Annotated in this window: 19 protein-coding genes; 9 read left to right on the top strand and 10 right to left on the bottom strand. The window is 72.1% G+C overall.

Features of this window, described 5'->3' with window-relative positions; genetic code table 11:
• Window positions 1-25: 25 nt before the first annotated feature.
• Genes ACSQ4M_RS19240 through ACSQ4M_RS19220 form a run of 5 tightly spaced genes read right to left on the bottom strand, consistent with a single transcriptional unit; the run spans window position 26 to window position 4,009 of the window.
• Window positions 26-925: a class I SAM-dependent methyltransferase gene (locus ACSQ4M_RS19240; protein ID WP_436191030.1), complete on the bottom strand. Its 900-nt coding sequence runs from the start codon at window positions 923-925 to the stop codon at window positions 26-28.
• A gap of 8 nt (window positions 926-933) precedes the next feature.
• Entirely contained in the window at window positions 934-1,980 is a 1,047-nt protein-coding gene (locus ACSQ4M_RS19235; protein WP_436191029.1) for a glycosyltransferase family 4 protein, read from the bottom strand.
• Window positions 1,980-2,390, bottom strand: a complete 411-nt coding sequence (locus tag ACSQ4M_RS19230) for a 6-pyruvoyl trahydropterin synthase family protein (protein WP_436191028.1) — start codon at window positions 2,388-2,390, stop codon at window positions 1,980-1,982. Before ACSQ4M_RS19230 ends, ACSQ4M_RS19235 begins: the two co-directional genes overlap by 1 nt.
• A gap of 3 nt (window positions 2,391-2,393) precedes the next feature.
• Window positions 2,394-3,035 (bottom strand): DUF938 domain-containing protein, encoded by a 642-nt coding sequence (locus ACSQ4M_RS19225; RefSeq protein ID WP_436191027.1) that lies wholly within the window; start codon window positions 3,033-3,035, stop codon window positions 2,394-2,396.
• A complete protein-coding gene (locus ACSQ4M_RS19220; RefSeq protein WP_436191026.1) occupies window positions 3,032-4,009 on the bottom strand; it encodes a zinc-dependent alcohol dehydrogenase in 978 nt (325 codons plus the stop codon). The genes ACSQ4M_RS19225 and ACSQ4M_RS19220 overlap by 4 nt, the downstream gene beginning before the upstream one ends.
• Window positions 4,010-4,063: 54 nt before the next feature.
• On the opposite strand from ACSQ4M_RS19220, the gene ACSQ4M_RS19215 reads away from it, so the two are divergent.
• The 3 genes from ACSQ4M_RS19215 to ACSQ4M_RS19205 are packed head-to-tail and all read left to right on the top strand — an operon-like array spanning window position 4,064 to window position 7,022.
• Window positions 4,064-4,828, top strand: coding sequence for a CDP-alcohol phosphatidyltransferase family protein (locus tag ACSQ4M_RS19215; protein ID WP_436191025.1), 765 nt, complete (start codon window positions 4,064-4,066; stop codon window positions 4,826-4,828).
• The gene (locus tag ACSQ4M_RS19210) at window positions 4,825-5,427 is read left to right on the top strand and encodes a YceI family protein (protein WP_436191024.1); all 603 of its coding nucleotides are present in this window, start codon (window positions 4,825-4,827) and stop codon (window positions 5,425-5,427) included. Before ACSQ4M_RS19215 ends, ACSQ4M_RS19210 begins: the two co-directional genes overlap by 4 nt.
• Window positions 5,424-7,022 carry a hypothetical protein gene (locus ACSQ4M_RS19205; protein WP_436191023.1) on the top strand — a complete coding sequence of 533 codons (1,599 nt, stop codon included), beginning with the start codon at window positions 5,424-5,426 and terminating at the stop codon, window positions 7,020-7,022. Before ACSQ4M_RS19210 ends, ACSQ4M_RS19205 begins: the two co-directional genes overlap by 4 nt.
• Before the next feature lie 36 nt (window positions 7,023-7,058).
• On the opposite strand, the gene ACSQ4M_RS19200 is transcribed toward ACSQ4M_RS19205, so the two are convergent.
• Window positions 7,059-8,096 carry a DUF3616 domain-containing protein gene (locus tag ACSQ4M_RS19200; RefSeq protein ID WP_436191022.1) on the bottom strand — a complete coding sequence of 346 codons (1,038 nt, stop codon included), beginning with the start codon at window positions 8,094-8,096 and terminating at the stop codon, window positions 7,059-7,061.
• Window positions 8,097-8,214: 118 nt separating this feature from the next.
• Between ACSQ4M_RS19200 and ACSQ4M_RS19195 the strand changes: the two genes are divergently transcribed.
• Both ACSQ4M_RS19195 and ACSQ4M_RS19190 read left to right on the top strand, forming a co-directional pair.
• Window positions 8,215-8,925 carry a DUF502 domain-containing protein gene (locus ACSQ4M_RS19195; RefSeq protein ID WP_436191021.1) on the top strand — a complete coding sequence of 237 codons (711 nt, stop codon included), beginning with the start codon at window positions 8,215-8,217 and terminating at the stop codon, window positions 8,923-8,925.
• A gap of 78 nt (window positions 8,926-9,003) precedes the next feature.
• On the top strand, window positions 9,004-9,846 hold the full coding sequence (locus ACSQ4M_RS19190; RefSeq protein ID WP_436191020.1) for a dienelactone hydrolase family protein: 843 nt from the start codon (window positions 9,004-9,006) through the stop codon (window positions 9,844-9,846).
• Between the two features lie 22 nt (window positions 9,847-9,868).
• Here the strand turns inward: ACSQ4M_RS19190 and ACSQ4M_RS19185 are convergent, their stop codons facing one another.
• The gene (locus ACSQ4M_RS19185) at window positions 9,869-10,630 is read right to left on the bottom strand and encodes a sulfite exporter TauE/SafE family protein (RefSeq protein ID WP_436191019.1); all 762 of its coding nucleotides are present in this window, start codon (window positions 10,628-10,630) and stop codon (window positions 9,869-9,871) included.
• A gap of 107 nt (window positions 10,631-10,737) precedes the next feature.
• Between ACSQ4M_RS19185 and ACSQ4M_RS19180 the strand changes: the two genes are divergently transcribed.
• Window positions 10,738-11,688, top strand: a complete 951-nt coding sequence (locus ACSQ4M_RS19180; protein WP_436191018.1) for a LysR substrate-binding domain-containing protein — start codon at window positions 10,738-10,740, stop codon at window positions 11,686-11,688.
• Here ACSQ4M_RS19180 and ACSQ4M_RS19175 read toward each other — a convergent pair.
• Window positions 11,648-12,571 carry an EamA family transporter gene (locus tag ACSQ4M_RS19175; protein WP_436191017.1) on the bottom strand — a complete coding sequence of 308 codons (924 nt, stop codon included), beginning with the start codon at window positions 12,569-12,571 and terminating at the stop codon, window positions 11,648-11,650. The two genes, ACSQ4M_RS19180 and ACSQ4M_RS19175, sit on opposite strands and share 41 nt — an antisense overlap.
• A gap of 76 nt (window positions 12,572-12,647) precedes the next feature.
• On the opposite strand from ACSQ4M_RS19175, the gene ACSQ4M_RS19170 reads away from it, so the two are divergent.
• Window positions 12,648-13,142: an Lrp/AsnC family transcriptional regulator gene (locus ACSQ4M_RS19170; protein ID WP_436191016.1), complete on the top strand. Its 495-nt coding sequence runs from the start codon at window positions 12,648-12,650 to the stop codon at window positions 13,140-13,142.
• Window positions 13,143-13,227: 85 nt separating this feature from the next.
• Here ACSQ4M_RS19170 and ACSQ4M_RS19165 read toward each other — a convergent pair whose 3' ends face one another.
• On the bottom strand, window positions 13,228-13,866 hold the full coding sequence (locus ACSQ4M_RS19165; protein WP_436191015.1) for a helix-turn-helix transcriptional regulator: 639 nt from the start codon (window positions 13,864-13,866) through the stop codon (window positions 13,228-13,230).
• Between the two features lie 231 nt (window positions 13,867-14,097).
• Between ACSQ4M_RS19165 and ACSQ4M_RS19160 the strand changes: the two genes are divergently transcribed.
• Complete coding sequence (locus ACSQ4M_RS19160; protein WP_436191014.1) at window positions 14,098-14,778, top strand: response regulator; 681 nt, start codon at window positions 14,098-14,100, stop codon at window positions 14,776-14,778.
• Window positions 14,779-14,819: 41 nt separating this feature from the next.
• The gene (locus ACSQ4M_RS19155; RefSeq protein ID WP_436191013.1) at window positions 14,820-16,607 is read left to right on the top strand and encodes a hybrid sensor histidine kinase/response regulator; all 1,788 of its coding nucleotides are present in this window, start codon (window positions 14,820-14,822) and stop codon (window positions 16,605-16,607) included.
• 126 nt (window positions 16,608-16,733) lie between these two features.
• Here ACSQ4M_RS19155 and ACSQ4M_RS19150 read toward each other — a convergent pair whose 3' ends face one another.
• Window positions 16,734-21,428, bottom strand: coding sequence for a GMC oxidoreductase (locus tag ACSQ4M_RS19150; protein ID WP_436191012.1), 4,695 nt, complete (start codon window positions 21,426-21,428; stop codon window positions 16,734-16,736).
• Between the last annotated feature and the right edge of the window lie 8 nt (window positions 21,429-21,436).

Raw genomic sequence — 21,436 nt, 5'->3', positions numbered from 1 at the left:
AGGCTCGCTCGCGCCCGGAGCCTGTTCAACGCAGCGCCTCCAGGTACCCAACCAGGTCGGTGTGGCCCACGCACAGCCGCGTGCCGGCCAGGCCGGCGAGGCGGCGCGCGCGCCAGGTCTGCACGGCACCGGCCTGCGCCGGCCCCTGCTCTTGCGCGGCCATGGCCATGCCCTCGACCAGCGCCTGCAGCATGGCCTGATCGTCGGCGCCGCGGGCACCGGCGATGTGCCAGTCGCTCTGCGCCAGCAGCGTGCGGTAGCCTGCCGTGCGCAGCAGCGCGTCGGCACGCGCCGGCGCCGTCTCGCCGAGCGCCGGGCCGAAGCCCTTGTCGCGCCGCTGGTGCGCGGCGAACAGCGCCAGCACCTGCGCATCGGCCGGGTCGGCCGGCGTGAAGTCCAGCCGCCCGTCGACACTGAGCGACCAGCACACGGCCGCACCCGCCGCACGGCAGCGCGCCACCAGTTCGGTCAGCCAGGCCTCGGACACCAGGTCGAGCAGCGCCGACGCCGTGACCAGGCCATGCTGGGGGAACGGCAGGTCGGCCAGCCCCGTGGCAAGCTCGGCCCGGTGGCAGCTCCATGCGACTTGCAGGTCTTGGCGTTCCGCCCAGGGCCGGATGGCCTGCGGCGCGGCGGCGAGCAGATCCGGGTCGTGGTCGACCAGGCACCAGCGCTGCGCGCCGCCGAGTCGCGGCGCCAGCGCGCGCAGGCTGCTGCCGGTGCCGCAGCCCAGGTCCAGCACCTGCAGCAGGCCCGCCGGGCGGTGCGCGGCCATGGCGGCATCGCCGGCCGCGCGTGCGGCACGGTCGAAGGGCTCGCGCAAGGCCAGCCAGTCGCGGCTGAAGCCGCAGGTGGCCCCCACGCTCCCCGCGGCGCGCGGTTCGCTGCCGCCCGAGGGGGAGCACGCTTGCTGGGGGGGAGACACAGGGTGTCTCATGCGACGGCCTCCAGCACGGCGGCGAAGCGCGCGGCCGATTGCTCCCAGCGCGGCAGCCGCTGGCCGGCCGCGCGCGCGCTGGCGGCCAGGGCCTGGCGCCGCGGCGCGTCGTCGAGCAGCGCCTGCAATGCGGCCGAGAGCGCCGGGCCATCGCCGGGCGGCACCAGCACACCGGCCGCGGCCGGCACCGTGTCGGGCACGGCACCGGCCGCGCAGCCGACCACGGGCAGCCCGTGCGCAAGCGCTTCCGCAAAAGCCATGCCGTAGCCCTCGTACTGCGAAGGCAGCACGAACAGATCGGCCTGCGCGTAGAGCGCCTGCAGCGGTGCCGCGGCGACTTCGCCATGCCAGGTCACGCGCTGCGCGATCCCCAAGGTCTGCGCCAGGGCCTGCGCCGCCGCCGCCGTGGCCGCATCGCGCCGCAGGCTGCCGACGCAGTGCAGCCGCCAGGGCCGGTCGCGCAGGCCGGCCAGCGCCTGCAGCAGCAGCGCATGGGCCTTGCGCGGCGTGACCGTGGCCACGCACAGCAGGGACAGGCCCTGCCGGCTGCCGCGGGCGGGCGGCGCCGGGGCGGTGCCCGGCGCGACCACGGCGATGCGTGCCGCCGGCACGGCGTAGGCATCCAGCGCCCGCGCGGTCGCCGGGCTGGTCACGACCACCTGGCGCGCGCAGGCCAGCGCGCGCCGCTCGCTGGCCTGCAGCAGAGCCTGGTCCTGTGGCGACAGCCCGCTTTCGAGCGCCAGCGGGTGGTGCACGAGCGCCACCCAGCGCAGGCGCGGGGCGTGGCGCTCGGCCAGTTCCGCCAGCACGCCGAAAGCCAGGCCGTCGGCCACCACCAGTGCGCCGTCCGGCAGGGATTCGATGCAGGTCGCCGCCTGCGCACGCGCCGCCGCATCGGGCCAGGGAAACCCGTCGCCGGGCGAGCGCCAGTCGACCTGCCAGCCCATGGCACGCAGCCCGTCCACGATGCGGCGGTCGTACAGCGTGCCACCGGTGCGCGCCCGCGCATCGCCAGGCACCAGGAACACGCAGTGGCGCGCCATCAGGCAGCCGGCACGAGCGGCCCTTCGTACTCGGCCCAGGCCACGTGCGACTCGTGCAGCCGCACGCGCAGCGATTCCAGGCCATGGGCGTGCGGCCCCAGGTCGCCGGCCTGCGCACGCGCGGCGATGCGCTCGAAGACCACGCGGGCCATGAACTCCGTCGTGGTGTTCTGGCCCGTGAAGGCGCTTTCGTCGTCCAGGTTGCGGAAGTTGAATGCGGCCAGCACCTCGCGCAGCACGCTGGTGGCCAGCGCGATGTCGACCACCATGCCGTCGGCATCGAGCGCACGGCGCCGGAAGGTGGCATCGACCACGTAGGTCGCACCATGCAGGCGCTGGGCCGGCCCGAAGGCCTCGCCGCGGAAGCTGTGGGCGATCATGAAGTGGTCGCGGACGTTGACGCTGTACATGGTTCAGGCCGCTTGGAAGACGAGCAGCAGGTTGTTGGCGGGCATGGCGTGGCGCCCGGCGAGCCGCAGGCCGGCGGCCTCGGCCTCGGCCACCACATCGGCCAGCGCGCGCAGGCCCCAGGCCGGGTCGCGCTGGCGCAGGTCGGCATCGAAGGCCAGGTTGCTCGGCGCGGTGGGCACATCGGCCTCCAGGTAGGGGCCGTAGGTCACGAGCCGTCCGCCCGGCGCCAGGCAGCGCGCCGCGCCCTGCATCAGGCCGGCGCAGGCGGCCCAGGGTGCGATGTGCAGCATGTTGGCGCACAGCACGAGGTCAAAGCTGCCGGGCTCGAAGGCCGGGCCCTCGTCCGGCCAGCGCGGCGCGGTGGCGTCCAGCCGCACCGGACCATGGACCTTGGCCGCACCCTCCTGTGCGCACCAGGCGTCGATGGAGGCGAAGGCCTCGTCCGTGCGGTCGCTGGGCTGCCAGACCCAGCCCGGCATGCGTGCCGCGAAGAAGGCCACGTGCTGGCCCGTGCCGCTGGCGATCTCCAGCGCATTGCCGCTGGGTGGCAGCAAGGCCAGCAGCCGCTCGAGGATGGGTTCGCGGTTGCGCTCGCTGGCCGGGCTGCGCTGGGCCAGGTGCTGCAGGGTGGAGGCGATGGTCATGGGGGGTAGTCGATGCGTTGGCAAAGGGTCTGTGGCGCGCCATCGGACAGGCGCTGCAGCACGGCAGGCAAGGCGTCGAACGGCGCATGGTCGGTGATCAGCGCATCGAGCACGGGATCGCGCAGCAGGTCCAGCGCCAGCGCCAGGCGCCGGCCATGGCTCCAGCGGCTGCGCTGCGCCGTGGCGACCTGGCCGACCTGCGAGCTGCGCAGGCAGAGGCGCTGGGCATGGAAGGCCTCGCCCAGCGGCAGCGTCACCGCGCGCCGGCCGTACCAGCTCAGCTCCAGCACCTGGGATTCGAAGCCGGCCAGGCCCAGCGCCGTGACCAGGCCCTGCGGTTGCCCGCTGGCATGGACCACGAGATCGGCGTCGGGCCGTGCCGCCGCCGGCAGCGCGAAGGCCAGGCCCAGCCGCGCGGCCACGGTGGCGCGTTCGGCCTGCACGTCGACGAGTTCCACCGCGCAGCCCGGCACGCGTGAGGCCAGCCAGGCCACCAGCAGGCCCACCACGCCGCCGCCGACCACGGCGATGCGGTCGCCCAGGCGCGGTGCGGCGTCCCACAGCGCGTTGACGGCGGTCTCCATGTTGGCCGCCAGCACCGCGCGGGCGGGTGGCAGGCCCGCGGGCAGCGCATGCACGGCCGCGGCCGGCACCTGGTAGCGCGTCTGGTGCGGGTGCAGGCAGAACACGGCGCGGCCGAGCCAGTCGGCCGGGCCCTCCTCGACCACGCCGACGCTGGCGTAGCCGTACTTCACGGGGCCGGGGAAATCGCCCTGCTGGAACGGCGCGCGCATGCGCCGGTATTCGCTCTCGGGCACCTCGCCGCGGAACACCAGCAGCTCGGTGCCACGGCTCACGGCGCTGTGCAGTGTGCGCACCTGCACGCTGCCTTCGGGCAGCGCAGGCAGCGTGCCACCGCGCAGCGCGGCGCGGCCGGGCGCTTCGGTCCAGCAGGCGCTGTAACCCTTGGACACCTTTGGTGAATGCGTTGCTGGCATGCTTGGTCGGGCATCTTATCGAGGAGTGCCTTGCCCCCCGCCCATGCCCTTGCCGCCGCACCCGACCGTGCCGCCCTGCAGCGCGACACAGCGCTCGCGCTGGGCTGTGCCCTGCTTGCGCTGCTGGCGGCAGCACTCGCCGCGCGCCTGCTCGCCGGCTTCGGCGCCTGGTACATCCCCAAGGCCCTGGTGCTGTTCGGCCTCGGCGCGGTCTGCGTCTGGCAGGGCCTGGTAGACCATGCGCCGCACCGGCGCTTCGGCACGGCCAATGCCATCACGCTGGCACGGCTGGCGTTGGCCGCCTTGCTGGCCGCCGCGCTGGGCGAGCCGCTGGCGGCCCGCCCCCCGCTGGCCTGGGCCGCCGTGCTGCTGGCCACGCTGACGGCCGTGCTCGACGCCGTCGACGGGCCGCTGGCGCGCGCCCGCGGACAGGCCAGCGCCTTCGGCGCGCGCTTCGACATGGAGACCGATGCACTGCTGATCCTCGTGCTCAGCGCCCTGGTGCTCCAGTTCGGCAAGGCCGGCGCCTGGGTGCTGGCCGCGGGGGGCATGCGCTACGCCTTCGTGCTGGCCGCGCGCCTGTGGCCCTGGCTGGAGGCGCCGCTGCCGCCCAGCTGGCGGCGCAAGACGGTGTGCGTGGTGCAGATCGTCGCGCTGATCGTGTGCCTGGGCCCGGTCATCGCACCCGACTGGTCGGCCGCGCTGGCCGCCGCCAGCCTGGCCCTGCTGGCCTGGTCCTTCGCCGTCGACATCGCCTGGCTCGCACGCCGGCACACCACCGAGGCCCGCCCATGACCCATGCCCTCCCCGTCCGCTTGCGCCTGCGCCGCGCCCTGTGCGCCGGCCTGCTCTGTGCCGCCCTGCCGGCCTTCGCGCAGAGCGCGCGCTACGAGATCGACCCCGACCACCTGACGCTGGCTTTCCTGGTCGAGCACATCGGCTACGCCAAGGTGCTGGGGCAGTTCCGCAAGGCCAGCGGCAGCTACAGCTTCGACGAGGCCAGCGGTCAGCTCGGCGCGGTGCGCATCGAGGTCGAGACCGACAGCGCGACCACCCAGCACAGCGGCCGCGACCGGCATGTGCGCGGCAGCGATTTCCTCAACGCATCGAGCTTCCCGCGCATGGTGTTCACCGCCGCCGGCGGCAAACGCATCGCCGAGCGCCAGTACGAGATCGCCGGCGAGCTGGAGCTGCTGGGCCGCAGGCAGCCGCTCACGCTCACGGCCACCTGGAACAAGAGCGCGCCCTCGCCCATCACCAAGCTGCACACCATGGGCGTGTCGGCGCGCGGCAGCGTCAAGCGCAGCGCCTACGGCATGGACTACGGCGTGGCCAACGGCTGGGTCGGCGACGAGGTGCAGCTGCTGATCGAGTTCGAGGCGATCCGCAAGTGAGCCCGGCCGCGCGGCTGCTGCGCCTGGTCGCACCGCTGCTGCTGCTCAATGCACTGCTGACCCTGGTCAACCCCGGGCCCACGCCCTGGCCGCAGCTGACGGCGCGCATCGCGCCCGAGCTGTGCCTGGCCCTGCTGCTGGCTGCGGCCTGGACGGGCTGGCGCGGCCGCCTGTCGCCGCGCAGTGCGGCGGCGCTGGCCGCCACCTGCAGCGTGCTCGTGGCCGTGCGCCTGGCCGAGGTCACGTCGGCCGCGCTGTACGGCCGCACGCTGCACGTCTACTGGGACGGCCGCCACCTGGGCCAGATGCTGGCGGACCAGGGCATCGCGCGCTGGCAGATCGCCATCGGCGCCGGCGCGCTCGTGCTGGCCTGCGCGCTGCTGTACCGGCTGCTGCAGGCCTGCTGGCACACGCTGGGCCGTGCGCTCGCACTGCGGCCGCTGCGGCACGCGGTGCTGGGCGCCAGCGCCCTGCTGCTGGCCCTGTTCGCTGCGCATGGCATGCAGGGGCTGGACCGCTACCGCTGGTTCGCGGGCAGCATCACACCCGTGCTGGCGCGCCAGTTGGCGCTGACCGCGCTACTGCTGCCGCGCGACGCCGCGGCCGATCGCCTGACGGACAGCCCGGCCTTCGACACCGGCCTGGACGGCCTGCACGGCGCCGACGTGCTGCTGCTGTTCTCCGAGTCCTACGGCGTCAGCACGCTGGACCAGCCGGCGCAGGCCACCGCGCTGGCCGCCCCGCGCGCCGCGCTGGCCCGCGCCATCGCCGCCAGCGGGCGCGGCGCCGTGTCGGCGCGCGTGGTCTCGCCCACCTTCGCGGGCGGCTCCTGGCTGGCCCATGGCGCGCTGCTGGCCGGCGTGGACACGCGCGACCCGCTGGACTACGAGCTGCTGCTGAGCAGCCAGCGCCGCACGCTGGTCCAGCATTTCGGCGCGCAGGGCTGGCGCACCGTGGGCTGGATGCCGGGCCTGCAGCGCGACTGGCCGGAAGGCCGCTTCTTCGGCTTCGACCGCATCGCCGACGCGCGCACGATCGGCTACGCCGGCCCGTTGTTCGGCCCGGCCCGGCTGCCCGACCAGGCCGCGATGGCGCTGCTGCACGCGCAGGAGCTGGCCGGCGCCCCGCCGCGCGCGCCGCGCTTCGTCGTCTTTCCCACGCTGGACAGCCATGCGCCGTTCCGCCCGCTCGCGCCCTTCGTGGCCGACTGGGACAGGCTGGCCGGCCCCGCACCCTACACGCGCGAACAGCACGCCCTGGCACTGGACGACCCCGTCTCCCTGCGCGAGCCGGTGCCGGGCTATGTGCAGTCCATCGCCGCCACCTGGCAATGGCTGGGCGCCTACCTGCAGGACCGCGCGCCGCCGGGCCTGCTGACCATCGTGCTGGGCGACCACCAGGCGTTCGCCGGCGTCAGCGGCGTGGGCGCGCCGTGGGACGTGCCGGTGCACCTGATCAGCGCCGACGCGGCCCTGCTGCGGCGCTTCGAGGCCATGGGTTTCACGCCGGGCCTCACGCCGCGCGCGCCGGCCATCGGCGGCATGCACGAACTCACGGCGCTGCTGTTGCGCGGCTTCTCTGCCGCTGGGCATTGAACCTAGATTCGGCCGCGGCGACGTGCCCAGGCGCGCTCAGCGCGGGACGTCGAACAACAGCGGGCCGCCATCGCACATGCCATCGGACAGCACCAGCACGCGGTAGGCGTGCGCCGACGCCTGGAGCACCGTGAGCCCCTCGGGCTTGGTCTCCTTGTCGCAGGCCCGCAAGGCGACCTGGCCCAGGTCCAGCTGCGCCAGCGCCTTGGGCGGCAGGCCCGGGTCGCCGCCGTCCCATGACCAGATGGCCCAGCCCAGGCCGGCATGGCTGGCGCGGTCGTCCGGCCCCACCAGCAGCAGCAGGCCCTGGCCGGTCGCGGCCATGTCGCGCAGGCCCAGTCCCACGCCCACCGGCACGCGCGTGAGGACCAGGGCCGCGGGCGCGCCGGAGAAGAACGCCTGCGCATCCACCGACACGATGAACGCGTCCGCGCCATCGGTCGGGCCGCGCAGGCCGAAATGCAGGCGGCCCCCGTGCACGGCCAGCCCTTCGATGTCGAGCCCTCCCTCGCCCAGGCACTTGCCCGGCCCCAGCCGGGCCTTCAGCGCAGGGTCGGCTTCCAGCAGGGCGCGCAGGCGCTGCGAGCGCTGGATGGCGGCATCGCCCGCGCCGGCCAGCAGGCCCGTGCGCGCATCGCGCTGCAACCGCAGCACGTAGCCGCTGCCCGGGTTGGGCTTGCAGTCCTTGCGCTTGACCGCGTGCGAGCCCGTGACATAGAAGAAATCGCCATCGATGGCGGCGCCCTCCGCATCGAGTTCCTTGCCACGGGTACCCAGGTCGATGCGCTCGGGCAGCGGCTGCAGCACGCCATCGCCGAGCCGCGCAAAGCGTGCCTGCGTCCCTTCGTCGAAGGCCAGCAGGCAGACGCGGTGCCCGCCTTCGTCCAGGCCACAGGCGATGCCGCTGACCGAGCGGCGCGTCTTGGCACCGTGTTGGTCGAACACGAAGCCCGCGCCGGCCGGCCAGGGCGCGCCGACCGGCGCAACGCGCGCAGGCTGGGCCGTGGCCGCTGCGCCGAACAGGCTGCCGGCCAGGGCCAGAAGGAACGCGGCGTGGCGCAGGACAGGGGACATGCAAGCTTCTCCGGAAGTCGGTGCCAGTGTGCGGTACGGGCCAGGGCCGCGCCATCCCCTGCATGGGGGCGCCACGGTACGCCCCTATCATGCGGCGCTTCGCACACCGGCCCCGTCCATGCTCCACCGTCTTCGCACCAAGTCCCGCCACCTGGGCCGCACCTTCCTGACCGGGCTGGCCGCGATCTTGCCGCTGGCGGCCACGCTGACCTTGCTGGCCTGGATCTGGCAGCTGCTGTCGGCCTGGCTCGGGCCCTCCAGCGTGTTCGGCTCGGTGCTGGTGGCCATCGGCGTTTCGGTCTCGCGGTCCGAGTCCATCGGCTACCTGCTGGGCCTGCTGCTGCTGTGCGCGGCCATCTACGGGCTCGGCCTGCTGGTGGAGGCCGGCCTGCAGGTGGGCGTGCGGCGCATCGTCGACCGGCTGATGCTGCGCATCCCGCTGGTGCGCAACATCTACGACCTGGTCACGCGCATGGTCGAGCTGTTCTCGCGCAAGAGCGGCGAAGGCCTGGGCTCCATGAGCCCGGTGTGGCTGCACTTCGGCGGCCGGCCGGCCGACGGCGCGCAGGGCGACGACGCGCGCAAGGTCGCGGTGCTCGCGCTGCTGTGCACGCCCGAGCCCGTGGTCATGGACGGCGGCCGCCGCTACCTGGGCGTGCTGGTGCCGACCGCGCCGGTGCCGGTCGGCGGCGGCCTGCTCTACGTGCCCGAGGAATGGGTCAGCCGCGCCGACGTGGGCATCGAAGGGCTTACCAGCATCTACGTGTCCATGGGCCTCACGACCAACCAGTACATGAACGGGCGGCAGGCGCCGACGCCGCCCACCTGAAGCCCTGCCGCGTTGCCGGTCATCCCGATCCGTGGCATAAGCCCGGCTGTTTTTCGAGCCAATGGAAAGGAAACCACCATGTGCGATCTGAACGACCAGGAAGAGCTCCACAAGTACACCCGGCGCGACTTCGGCGCCTGGGCCGCGTCCGCCGGCCTGCTGACCGCGCTGCCCGCCGTGGCCAATGCCGCGGCCGTGGCCGAGCGCGAGGTCAGCATCACCACGCCCGACGGTGTCTGCGATGCCTACTTCGTGGCCCCGACCTCGGGCAGCGCACCCGGCGTGCTGGTCTGGCCCGACGTGTTCGGCCTGCGCCCCGCGTTCCGGCAGATGGGCCGCCGCCTGGCCGAGTCGGGCTACAGCGTGCTGGTGGTCAACCCCTTCTACCGGCAGAAGAAGGCGCCCACCGCGCCGCAGGGCGGACAGACACCGATCGCCGAGGTGATGCCGCTGATGCAGGCCCTGACGCCGGCCATGCACCTCAGCGACGGCAAGACCTTCGTGGCCTGGCTCGACGCCCAGAGCGAAGTGGACAAGAAGCGCAGGATGGGCACCACCGGCTACTGCATGGGCGGGCCGATCGCGGTGCGCACGGCCACCGTGGCGCCGGGCCGCGTGGGCGCGGTCGGCAGCTTCCACGGCGCTGCCATGGTGACCGCTGCACCCGACAGCCCGCACCGCCTGGTGGCGCAGACACAGGCGCACTACCTGATCGCGGTGGCCGAGAACGACGACGCCAAGGATCCCGAGGCCAAGGCCACGCTGCGCAGCGCGATCGAGAGCGCCAAGCTGCCGGCCGAGGTGGAGGTCTACCCCGCGGCCCATGGCTGGTGCCCGCCCGACACGCGGGTGTACGACGCCGCCCAGTCCGAGCGCGCCTGGACGCGCCTGCTGGCCACATTCGGCAAGGCCCTGGCCTGATCCGGCCCGGCGCCGCGCGCGTTCAGCCGCGCAGCAGCATGTGCACGCCCAGCGCCAGCAGCCCCAGGAAGAAGCAGCGCCGGAACAGCGCCGGTGACAGCCGGCGCCGCAGCGCCGCGCCCAGGGCCATGCCCGCCAGCGCCGGCACCAGCATGGCCAGCGACAGCCCCCAGGGCATGTCCACCCGGGCGGTGCCCAGGCGCAGGCCCGCGGCCAGCGCCAGCGTGGACACCGTGAACGAGATGCCCATGGCCTGGATCAGTTCCTCGCTGCTCCAGCGCAGCGCCTGCAGGTAGGGCACGGCGGGCAGCACGAACACGCCCGTAGCGGCGGTCACGAGGCCGGTCGCGGTGCCGACCAGCGGGCCCCACACCGGCTCGGCCGTGGGCGCGACCGACAGCCGCCGGCCCGCCAGCCCCCACAGCGCATAGGCGAGCAGCGCCGCGCCCAGCGCCACGGGCGCCCAGGCACCGCCCAGCCCACCGAAGGCCCAGGCGCCTCCCAGCGTGCCGGCCACCACGCCGGCCTGCATGGGCCAGAGCCGGCGCAGCATGGCGGCGATCCGGCCCCAGGGCTGCATCTGCCACAGGTTGGTGAGCAGCGAGGGCCAGATCAGCAGCGCCGCGGCCTCGGCCGGCGACATCCACAGCGCCAGCAGGCCCAGCGCCACGGTCGGCAGGCCCATGCCCACCACGCCCTTGACGAGGCCGGCCAGCAGGAACACGCCGGCCACGAGCGTGGGCAGCAGCACCGGCGATTGGGCGAGGTTGTCGGACAGGAGCATGGCGCCGATTCTGCGCAGCGTCCCCCGGCTCCACCAGCCGGCATGCGCGCAGCCCGGCTCAGGCAATGCCTGAGGCACGGGCCGCGCCCGCGTGCTAGCGTGCGGACATGCGCTTCGACCTGACCGACCTGCGCCTGTTCGCCCACGTGCACGCGGCCGGCTCCATCACGGGCGGCGCGGCGGCGAGCCACATGACGCTGGCCTCGGCCAGCGAGCGCATCCGCGCCATGGAGGATTCGCTGGGCGTGCCGCTGCTGGTGCGCGTACCGCGCGGCGTGCAGCCCACGCCGGCCGGCCACAGCCTGTTGCAGCATGCGCGCCAGTTGCTGCTGCAGGTCGAGCGGCTGCAGGCCGACATGGGCAGCTACGGCGCGGGCCTGCAGGGCCAGGTGCGGCTGCTGTGCAACACCTCGGCCATGGCCGAGCACCTGCCCGGCGTGCTGAGCGGCTTCCTGGCCGTCCACGCCGGCATCTCGGTGGACCTGGAGGAGCGGCCCAGCGAGGAGATCGCCGACGCGCTGCGCCTGGGCCTGTGCGACATCGGCCTGGCCTCGGACGCGGCCGACCTCGCCGGCCTGCAAGTGCATCCGCTGTGGCCCGATCCGCTGGTGCTGGTGGTGCCGCGCGGCCATGCCTGGGCCGGGCGGGCCGGCGTCACGCTGGCCGAGGTGGCGGCCACGCCGCTGGTCGGGCTGGCCGAGCACAGCGCATTCCACGCCCACCTGGCGCGGCATGCGCGCCGCATCGGTCGGCGGCTGGACTACCGCGTGCGCCTGCGCAGCTTCGAGTCGGTCTGCCGGCTGGTCGGCCAGGGCATCGGCCAGGGCATCGGCCTGGGCATCGTGCCGCGATCGGTGGCCGTGCGGTGTGCCCGCGCCGCCGGTGTGCAGCGCGTGCCGCTGGCCGAGGACTGGGCCGCGCGCCAGCTGGTGTTGTGCCTGCGCGCGGGCGAAGCGCTGGCGCCGGCCGCGCAGCTGTTCGTGGAGCACCTGCTGGCAGGCGTGGCCCCCGCCGCCGTCAGCGCTGCGCCAGTGCGGCGGCGTCGGCCACTTTCCTGACGGACTGCGGCGCGGCCATGCCGCGCGCCGTGGCGGCACTGCCCATCGAGGCCGCCATGATCAGCCCGATCGCCGCCCACTGCCCCGCGCTGAGCCGCTCGCCCAGCAGGCCCAGCGCCACCAGGGCCGCCACGGCCGGCTCCATGCTGATCATGATGCCGAACGCCTGCCGGGGCAGCCGCTGCAGCGCCAGCATCTCCAGCGAGATCGGCACCGCGCTGGACAGGATGGCCACGCCCAGGCCGACACCCAGCACCGGCAACGAGAGCAGCGCCGTGCCCGCATGCGCCACGCCCACCGGCAGCACCACCAGCGCGGCCACGGCCAGGCCCATCGACACCGACAGGCCCGCCGGCACATGGCCCACGCGCTTGCCGAAGACGATGTAGGTGGCCCAGCACAGCGCCGCCAGCAGCGCGAAGCCCACGCCCACCGGGTCGAGCGTGCCGACGCCGTGGCCCAGCGGCAGCAGCAGCGCCAGCCCGGCCACGGCCAGCGCCACCCAGACGAAGTCCAGCGGCCGACGCGAGCCGTACAGCGCCACCGCCAGCGGGCCCGAGAACTCGATGGCCACCGCCACGCCGAAGGGCAGCGTGCGCAGCGCCATGTAGAACGCCAGGTTCATGACGCCGAGCGCCACGCCGTAGCAGGCGATCACGCGCAGGTCCGCGCGGTTGGGCAGGCGCCGCCAGGGCCGCCACAACAGCAGCAGCACCACGGCCGACAGGCCCACGCGCAAGGCCGTCGTGCCCTGTGCGCCCACCAGCGGGAACAGAGCCATCTTGGCCCAGGAGGTGCCGATCCCGAGGAAGCCGACGGCGCCGAGGATGGCCAGGAAAGGGAACCACAGGGAGGTGCCGACGGGGCTGCGCGGGAAAGACATCGGGGAGAATGTATTGCGCCGACCTCCTCGTTCTTGCTCGAATTTCAGCCCTCGAACGCAACTTTCGCTCGCACCCATGCCCGCACGAGCCGCCCCTGCGCTGGACAGCTTCGACCTCGCCATCCTGGACATCCTGCAGCGCGACAACACCGTGCCGCAGCGCCTGATCGCGCAGGAAGTGCACCTGTCGGCCCCGGCCGTGCAGCGGCGCATCCAGCGCCTGCGCGAGACCGGCGTGATCCGCGCCGAGGTGGCCGTGCTGGACGCTGCCAAGCTCGGCCGCCCGCTCACGCTGCTGGTGGAGGTGCATGTGCACGACGAGCACCCGCGGCGCACGGCCGGCCTGCATGCGCGCATCGCGGCCGAGCCCGCCGTGCAGCAGTGCTACGCCATCACGGGCGAGGCCGACTACCTGCTGGTCGTGACCGTGGCCACGATGGCCGACTACGACGCGCTGGCCGAGCGCTTGCTGCGCGGCGACGAGAACGTGCGCCGCTTTCGCACCTCGGTGGCGCTGGGCTGCCTCAAGCTCGGGCTGCAGGTGCCGGTGCTGCAGGACGCGCCGGACTGATCAGGCCGCCCGGACGTCGACAGCGCGAACCTGCAGTCTGCCCTCGGTCTCCCGCATCGCGGGCCGACGCGCTGATCGGCAAGGATCAATGGTGCACGACGCCGATCAATGGGACGAGTTGCGGCATGCGCGACATCAAGGCCAGCAGCGCGCGTACGCTGGGGCTGCCGGTTTTGGTGCGGATCGCCGCGATCTGCGTGAGCACGGTGGTACGGGCAACACCATGCACCAGCGCGATGTCGTTGGCGACGAGCCCCCTGCACAACGCGCCCAGTACCTGGGTCTCGGCCATTGTGAGCTGGTGGCGCAGTGCGAACTGCTGCAGTTCGACAGGCCCGCAGATCTCCTCGCGGCCGAACAGGGCGAACGCCAGCTGCCTGTCCCGCACCGGCACGGGCAGCAGCGCCACCGACACGCTGCCCTTTGGCAGCTTGAGCTCCACCAGCTCGCGGTGGCCCTGGAGGCACACCTTGGCAAGCACGGCATGTCGATCGCGTGGCCAGCGCACGCGTTGTGGATCTGGGTCCGCGCCCGAGGCCAGACGTTTGAAGAGCGCGCGCGCACTGGCGTTCGCGAACCACGCCTCGCCCGCAGCGTCGAGCAGCGCCATGCCATGGGCGCACCGCTCCAACCCTGCGACCAGAGCAGTCAGCACGGGATGGCCGTCCCACTGCGCCTCGGCATCGACGGCCATCCGCTCAGGGCTCGTTGTTGTCGCCTGCATCGCAAGGTCCTCCTGTCGGTGATTCCGATGGAGAAAGTCTAGGGACCGGGCCACGCACCCACCAGTAAACCGTCGCTCCTTTGGACTGAACTCCGGTCTGTGCCCGCCGGCTAGTGCTTTGGTTTAGTGACCTGCCGCACCGGCGCCGGCTCGCATGGGATAAGCTGGCGGCAGTGTGCGATCTGTTCACTGCCAAGGGTGACGGAGGCCACGCAAGCCTGGAGGTGTGCGTTGCATGTTGTACTGGTCGACGACCATCAGCTGATCTGGAACGGCACCCGGCGCCTCTTGGAAGAAATGCACCGAGAAACCGGTGGGGTGGCCGGAACATTGCAGTTCCAGGCTGTACTCGACGTGGAGGCTGCATGCGCGCTGCCGTGCAGCGATGTCGATCTCGTGCTGCTGGACTACCACTTGCCCGGCTTGTCCGGCCTGCCGGCATTGCAGCGCATGCAGCAACGGTTCGAAGGTGCCAGCGTCTGCATGCTTTCGGCCGAGAGCGGGAGTGATCACATCCGCGCCGTGCTGGAAGCCGGGGCATCCGGCTTCATTCCCAAGTCCTACAGCGAGGCAGACATGTCCATGGCGCTGCGCCTGGTGCTGCGCCAGCGGGTCTATGTGCCGGCCGAGTTCGTCTTCTCCGAGGACGTGGTGCGCGGCCACGAGGCCGACGAAGTCGGCAGCGAGGACCTGGCCAACTTCCTGCGCATCGACCTGTCGACCCGGCAGCGCGAGGTGCTCGCACTGGCCTTGCAGGGGCTGCCGAACAAGAGCATCGCGCGCCGCCTGGACATCGCCGAAGGCACGGTCAAGGTGCACCTGTCCATGGTCTACAGGGCGCTCGGTGTGAAGAACCGCGTCTCGGCCCTGTGCCGCGTCCTGCAGGCCGGAGCCACGCACGCGCTGGGGTAAACGCACCGGACCAGATCGTGCACGGCGCAACGAAGCCCCCCATGGACAACGGCCACAAGACGGCTGCGGCCGGCTCTGCGGACGATCTCGACGAACTCCGTCTGCAGACCATCACAGAGTTTTCATCCAAGCTGCGCTGGCAGATTTTCGCCGCGGTTTTGATGATTGCCGCCATGGGTGTCGTCGGCGGGCTGCCCTGGCCGTATCCCGTGGCCTGGGCAGTCGCCGTCACCGTCGCGCGGGAGTGGCGGCTGGCGTTGTTCCGGCGGCTGGTGGCCCAGGTGGAGCGGCCGGTCGCGGAGCGCCTGCGCCAGGCCGGCTGGAGCACCTTGCTGCTGGGTTGCCTTCACGGAGCAAGTGCCGGCTTCATGTTCTGGATGGACACCGCCGAGAGTGCGATCCTGACGATGGTCTCGATGTCGCAGGCGGCGGGCAGTGCCTCGGCCTCCTACACGATCAGGCCCGTCAGCATCGGCTTTCAGGCTGGGGTGGTCGTGCCATCGGCGCTGGTGTGGGCCTTGCAGCCACACTGGTGGTCGTGGGCGATCGCCGCCCTGTTGCTGATGCTGCTGGGCGTGCAGTTTCGCTTCTCAGAGCAGAACCGCCGCGTTTTCGAAGAGGCGTTCCGCATCCGTACGCAGAACACGGTCCTGCTCGAGCAGTTGTCGCACGAACGCGAGCAGCTCGCCGAGGCGCGCGACGCGGCGGTTCGCGCCGACCTTTCCAAGAGCCGCTTCCTGGCTGCGGCGAGCCATGACCTGCGCCAGCCCATGCAGAGCCTGGCCCTGAACAGCGGCACCCTGACACGCATGCAGCTGGAGGGCGAGACCCGCGCCATCGCACAGGAGATCAGCGAGGGCATCGAAGTGCTGCGCCAGATGCTCGACGGCCTGCTCGACATCTCCCAGCTCGACGCCGGCGCGGTGCGCCCGCATCTGCAGCAAATCCCGCTCAAGCGCTTCCTGGAAAACGTCTGCGAGCGCCTGCGACCGTCCGTGCATGCCAAGTCGCTGACACTGTGCTGCGAGTGCGAAGACGGAGTTTTCGTGACAAGCGATGTGGAAATGCTACGCCGCATCGTCTCCAACCTTCTGGACAACGCGCTGAAGTTCACCGAGCAAGGCAGCATCGGCGCACGGGCGAGTCTGCTGGACAAGGACCGCATCCGGCTGACAGTGTGGGACACCGGGCGGGGCTTGGACGACCAGGACCAGGAGAGGGTGTTCGAGGACTTCGCCCAGGTCGGCAATCCGCAGCGCGACCGGCGGCGCGGCCATGGCCTTGGCCTTGGCATCGTGCGCCGCCTGGCACGGTTGACGGGCATCCGCTATGCGGTCGAGTCGCGCGTGGGCGAAGGCACGCGCGTGCACTTGGACATGCCCGCCGCTGGCGGTGCCGAGCCGGTCGTGGGTGGCAGCTCGCATGCGCTGCCGGCCATGATCGCGCGCCGCGTGCTCGTGGTGGACGACGACGCGGCAGTGCTGTCGGCTTACCGGCACGCGCTCGCCAGCCTGGGCTGCAAGGTGCATGCCGTGTCCACTGTCGAGGCGGCCTGCGCAGTGGTGGCCAAGGAGCCCGTGGAAGTGGCGGTGGTGGACTATCGCCTGGACGACACCGATGGTCTGCAGACTGTCAGGCGACTGCGCGAGCACCGCCCCGGCCTGCCCGCCGTGCTGGTCTCAGCCGACAGCTCACCCGAGATGTTGGCGGCGGCACTGCAGCTGGGCATGCCCTGCCTGCGCAAGCCGGTCACCGACGCGAGCCTGGCGCAGGCCATCAACGAAGCGCTGCACGCCCGCGCGACGACGCCCCCGCCGGCCAAGGACTGAGACCAGCGGAGCAGGCTTTTCGCTTGCCGGCCCATTGGTCTTTCCGCAGGTACAGCCCGTTGGGGTGCCGACGGATGCCGGGAGCCACCGCGGCCCAGGTGAGAGGCCTGTGCGCGGGCAGCCTCCTCAACCGATCACCGTTTCGCCCGCCCGCATGCCCAGGACGCGGTAGGCCTCCCATTGCGCATCGTCGAAAAACTGGTCGACCGTGCGGTCCTGCGGGAAGGATGGATGCGTCGCCGCCTGGTAGCGGGTGTCCGCGGGAAGCTCCATGCCCACGCAGGGCTTGATCAGCAGCAGCCAACAGGTTCGGGACGGGTCGTCGGCATAGGTCACCCGGGCCAGCGTCGCACAGCGACCTGCATCGCGCTTGAGCGAGGACAGGTCGCGCGCAATGCCCTCGGGCTTCAGCCAGGCGGCGAACTCCGGGGGGACAGCGCGCGCAGCCAGCAGCCTGGCCCCATCCCACTCGATCGTGGCGCCGAAGTCCAACCGCGCCTGGCGCGTCAGCACTGCCAGGTCGTCGAAGCAGTAATCCTGGTCCTGCGTGGCGTCCACTGCAATCATGAACGGCACGCGGCGGCGCAGCAGTTCGTACAGGCCGGTATTGTCGAAATGGCCGCCATCGCTGAGGTACCACAGCGCCGCCGACGCCCCCGGGAAGCGGGCACGCCACTCGGCCAGCAAGTGCATCTGCAGTGGAAACAGGAACTGTGCCAAACCCTTGAGCTTCCCCCACAGGTCCAGCGGAAAGCGCCCGGGCCGCTCGTCTGCGCGGATGCCGCTGTTCCACCAGTAGCCTACGCGCAGGTTGAACAGCCCCATCAGCACCGAGCGGACCAGCGAGGTGCCACGGCCCAATCCAGTGGCAAAAGCGGCCCCGGAGATCGCGACCCACTGCCCGAGCTTGAGCCGCTCGACCTGCGCGAGCACGCCATCGCTGCGCGCGAGCACGTGGAACTGCTGCGGATTGGAACCGGTCCGCACGGGCGTCATCTGCACGGTGCGCTTCAATGCGCCGGCCTCAACCTGCGGCCACAGCGCATGGTGATGCAGCCCCACGCTGAGCCCGGCCGGCCCCACGCACATCGGCAGGCCCTTGTCGTCCCGCAGCTGACGACCCGAGGTGCCGTCCACAGTGTCGTTGACGCATACGCCGATCAGGTGCAGCGGGCCGCCATGCGCATGCGGCTTGTAGCGGTCGAACTCCAGGTCATCGCAAGCATCGGGCACATGCACCGGCACCGGCACATCCACGCCCGGCGGATGCACGCGCGCGGCGTTGGAAGCGCCCAGGAAGGTGCGCACCAGCTTTTGACCGTAGGCCTGCTGCAGGGACGACAGGTTGAGGTACGCAACGGCCCGCCCGATGGCCAGCGAGGCCACCAGCGCGGCGATGGTCAGCCACTGGCCGATCTGGGACTGGCCGTCCAGCAGCAAGCCAAACGCCCAGTGGGCCGCCATGTCCACACAAAACAGCAGCGCGAACACCAGGCCGAATGCCAGCGCGGCCAGCAGAACCTGCAGGGTCGGGCCATCGAAGGCCGAAGGCGCTGCCTTGTCCGAACTGCTGATGAACCGCATGGCAACGGCCCGCAGCACCGGCAGGAGCGGCACGACGCCTGCCATCGACCAGCCAGCCCATTGCAACTCGCCAGCCGCCGCTGCGCGGGCCAGCGAGTCGAGCACGACCCAGCCCAGTGCCACGGCCAGACCAAACAAGGCACTGCCCAGTGCCCGCGACAGACGGTTGCGCACCACGGTGCTTGGCGGCAGCGTCGCGCGCGCGGCGGCAGAGTCCCGAGCCCCGCGCTGCGCGCGCTCGGGATCGGGCAGCGGAGTCCGCCAGCCTGCGATCTCCTGCGCCCCCCAGGCCAGCAGGACCAGCACAAGACTCAGCATGGCCCACGGACGCAACATCGGCACGCCCAGCCCCCACACGGTGCCGACCAACAGAACCACCCAGAGCAGCAGGGGCACCACCTCGCGTACGCCTTCGCGCGGATCCTTCAGCACGAACCAGTAACCTGCAGCCAGGGGCGCGCAGCCGAACAGCGCCAGCAAGGGTGGCAGACACCACCACGGCGACAGCGCGATGCCGAACGACAGCAAGGGCTGCTGCGGCTGCCACGGCAAGGGCAACCACGACAGCGGCAACATCCAGTCGGCGGCCCAGCGCGCCAAGCCGAACAGCGCGAAGAACAGCAGGCCCAGCCACAGGTAGACGAAGCCAAGGTTGCGCAGCACGATGGCGACGTCCGCCTGCAGATCGTCGCGGCTGCCACTGTCGATGTAGTTGGCATGGCGGCGCAGCCACCACAACTCCGAGGCCGTGGTGTTGCACAGGATGGACTCGACGCGCGCCGGCTTGTCGGGCACGTCTTTGGACAGCCGGGTATAGAGGCGTCCCAAGAAGGAGGCCACGAACGCGCCGCCCGACACAGATGACACGATGTCCACCTGACGCAACCGGCCCCGCTTCGCCAGCGCCTGCAGCACGCCCAGGCAGAAGGTCGCGCTGCGCACGCCACCGCCCGACAGCGCCAGGCCCACGGTGTTGTCCGGTAGCGTTTCCGAACCGGCGGCTCCGCCAGCGCCGCCGGAGCCGGGCAAACCGCCCCCCGGTGGCGCACCGCCGGTCATGGCGGTATGGCGGCGCAGATGCACTGCAGCAGCTTCGCGCGCCGCGAGGCCACGCGGGTACTCCGGCCGATCGCCCAGCAGCAGATCGGCCGCCTTCTCGCCGATCATGAACGTCGGCGTGGCGATGAAGTAGCCCGGGATGCGCGGGAACACCGAGGTGTCGACCACGCGCAGGCCCTGCACGCCATGCACGCGGAAGTCGCTGCTCAGCACGCTTTGCGCGTCGCCCGCTGGCAGTTCGGCAGGGTCGGCGGTCCAGGGCGCCGCACCCATGCGGCAGGTACCGCACGCGTGATGACCCCAGGCTTCATCGCGGATCCATCGGTCCAGCAACGCCGAGCGCCCGGCCGGCACCGCCGGACCAGGCTGTACCTCGCGCACGAGTTCGGGCACCGCAGCGTTGATCTCGCGCATGCGCACCACGGCCTCGGCCAGGGCATCGAGATCCCGTGGCATGTCTGGCGTATCGGGGAAGGAACCGAAATCGACTTGCGGCGGCTCCAGCGGATCGCCGCTGCGCAGGCGCACACGGCCGCGGTCGTTGTCGGTGTAGGCCTTGAGGATCACCCAGGTCCACAGGTTGCGCTGCTCGGTACCGGCGCCCTTGGTCGGCATCAGCAGCTCGCGCGACCAGTTCCAGTAGTAACCCCGGAACGCCGCCGGCACGCCGAAGATGAAGAGGTCGGGGTCGCGGCGCACCGCCTGGTTGCCGCTGGACGACATCATCAGCGCGAGCGCGCCGCCATTGGTCGCGTAAAGGCCGCTGCCGTCGTGCTTCCACTGTGCCAGCACCTTGTCGCCGGGCGCGCCGGGCTGGAAGGTGGCGTCGGCCAGCGTGGAGAACTCGGCACTGGCTTCGCTGACGATGCTGACCTCGTACCGGTCCTGCAGGTGCATGCCCACACCGGGCAGGTGCACCGTGGGCGCCACCACGTCCCCGTGCCTGCCGTGCAGTCCCGTGATGCCATGGCGGCAGAGTTCGGCCCGGTCGCCGATGCCGCTGAGCATGAGCAACTGCGGCGTGTTGAATGCGCCGCCGCAGACGACGACCTCGCGGCGTGCGAAAAAGCGCTCGGAGTCTTCCGGCACACGCGCCTGCGGGCTGGAGGGACTGGCGCGGTACAGGTGCGCGCCGCGCAGCAATTCCACGCCGATCGCCCTGGGCGGCTCACCGGGCGCGAACAGCAGCCGCGTGACGTGCGTGCCGGTCTCGATGACCAGTTGCGGTCCATGGTCCGCCTGCACGCTCAACAGGTGCTCGCGCAGGCCGCTGCGGCGCCCGTTCTCGGTGCCGATGGAGAGCAGCGACACGTGCGCACGCGCCGGCAGGTTGGGCGAGCGCGCGTTGGGATCCAGGGAAGACAGCAGCTGCGAACGCAGCAATGCGCCCAGCAGCCCGGCGCGCTTGCCGCGAGTCCCCAGCGTGGCCAGGACGACGCCGAGCAGGAGGCGCCGCAACGGGCGGTCGCCGCGCACGATGCGGGCGATCACCACCGGATCGATGAAGTTGGTGGGCTGCCAGCCCTGCGTGCCATGGCCCCCGGTGTCGAGCTGACGGCGCGGCTCGATCCACGCCGCGATCCTGCGCACCAGGCCGGACAGCCCGCCGGTCACACGGTGCACATAGCTCTCGTAGATGCCATAGCCCAGCGAACGCTCGATCCGGGTGAAGTAGCCCTGCATGCGTTCGGAGCGCCAGGACGCATCGTTGGTGCGCTCGGCGATCCGGTCCCAGTCCGCGTCGTTGGGGCGCACGATGATCATCGCGTGGTGCGCAGTGCAGCCGCCGATGGCGGCGGCGCGCGGGTACTGGATACCGCCCTTGCAGGTGCCGCTGCGCGGGTCATGGCTGGCGTCGTACTTGGAATCGCGGGCCTGGTCGGCGTCACTCTCGTAGTGCCGCACCGAAAACATCCAGCTCGTCTGCGGGTCTTCCGTTGCCGCGGCATGAAAGCCTGGCACCGCATAGACGTCGCGCGGCTGCGTGCCCGGCTCCGGCTGCGCGGGGTCGACGCCGGCTTCGAGCACCAGCACCCGCCGCCCTCCGAGCGCCAGCCGCGCAGCCAGGGGACCGCCCCCCGCGCCCGAGCCGACCACGATGTAGTCAAACGGTGTGCTTTCCGGGTCGCGCGCCAGCCGGAGCAGCGCAGTGCGGTCGTCCGGACCCGGGGCGTTCATGGAACTCG

This window comes from Pseudorhodoferax sp. LjRoot39, assembly GCF_964253035.1.
Classification (GTDB): Bacteria; Pseudomonadota; Gammaproteobacteria; order Burkholderiales; family Burkholderiaceae_C; genus Pseudorhodoferax.
The sequence above is the reverse complement of the archived record's forward strand: the minus strand, read 5'-3'. Positions and strand labels throughout refer to the sequence as shown.